This window comes from Protofrankia sp. Cr1, from assembly GCF_963555865.1.
Lineage (GTDB): Bacteria > Actinomycetota > Actinomycetes > Frankiales > Frankiaceae > Protofrankia.
On the sequence record NZ_CAUVXO010000657.1, the window covers coordinates 1,272 to 2,440 of the forward strand.

Genomic DNA, 1,169 nt, shown 5'->3' on the forward strand with positions numbered 1-1,169 from the left:
GTGCCCTCCAATATCCCCAGGAAGCGGTACCTCTCGCAGAATCTAGAGGACTGGGCGCACTCGACCGGTCTCGGCACCCAGTCGTGTGCGCCGGGTGAGACTCAGCCTAGGGCGGGTCGGACCGGCGAGCACCTGGAACAGATCGTCGTCCTACCAGGCCGGGAACTCGAGGCGACCAGGCGCGCCGATCTGACGTACCCGACTTTCCGGTACTTCTGCGACCAGATCTACTATCCGTGCCTCGAGGAGACGGTCGGCCGGCCGTACGCCCTCTGCGTGCACGGCAACTCCGACACGACTGGCGCAATCCGTGGTGTGGAGACGATCACCACTGGCTTGAGGTGGAAACGACTGCGGGAACTGCTGTCAATCGTCGGCGAGGCCGAGGCCGCCGCCCGCGAGGCCTGTTGGGAGCTTGGAGCCACTGCCGCGGCCAGCCTGATGCCGGATTCGTAGCTGGCCGGCCTCTCTGTCATCGTGCTGGGTCTCCGTCGGAATCAGGGTCCTGTCAGATGCGAACGACCGTGATGGTCCGCCCGCTGGGGCCGGTGGCGGTCCGGACGCCCAGTTCGGTGCCTACGCGTTTGCGTTCGGCAGGCCGCTGGTCAAAGATCACGAGGTAGCCGGCGGGGAGGCTGAGACGTAGCAGGTAGCTGTCGAGTTGGTGGATGCCGGCCTGGGTCGGGTCGGTGTCGCCGGCGCGGTGGGTCTTGACCTCCAGTGCCTCGCGTTGCACGGCGGGTCTGCCATCGGGTCCGGTGTGGTTCCAGCGGATGAGCAGGTCGATGGCGCCACGGCCGACGCCGTACTCGCGGTCGACGAAACCGCTGCCGTTTATCGCGCGGTCGAGGTAGCCGAGCAGCGTGACGTGTGGGGTCACCTCGCGGTAGGGCTGATCGGCTTCGAGGAGGTCCTCGCTTCGGTGCCAGAAGTCGGCGAAGCGGGTGAGCAGCCCGGGCAGGTCGAGCAGCCCGTCGGGCAGCACGAACGAATGCGGTTGTGGCGCGCCGATGACGCCGTCAAAGAGGCCGTTGGCGAGGACCCGGGTGATGACGTTGCGGTAGACCGGGTTGGCGATCTCGACCGTCGCCGCGGTCCGTCGGACCAGGCCGAGGTCGGTGGTATAGGCGAGGTCGTCGGAGAACGGGTCGAACCGGACCTCTGCGCCG

1 protein-coding gene and 1 pseudogene are annotated in these 1,169 nt (G+C 67.4%); one reads left to right on the forward strand and one right to left on the reverse strand.

The features are described 5' to 3' along the window. Window positions 1-456, forward strand: a complete 456-nt coding sequence (locus tag U9980_RS27485) for a hypothetical protein (protein WP_322770588.1) — start codon at window positions 1-3, stop codon at window positions 454-456. Window positions 457-508: 52 nt separating this feature from the next. On the opposite strand, the pseudogene U9980_RS27490 reads toward U9980_RS27485, so the two are convergent. Further along, window positions 509-1,169: pseudogene (locus U9980_RS27490) on the reverse strand (ATP-binding protein); the annotation flags it as partial.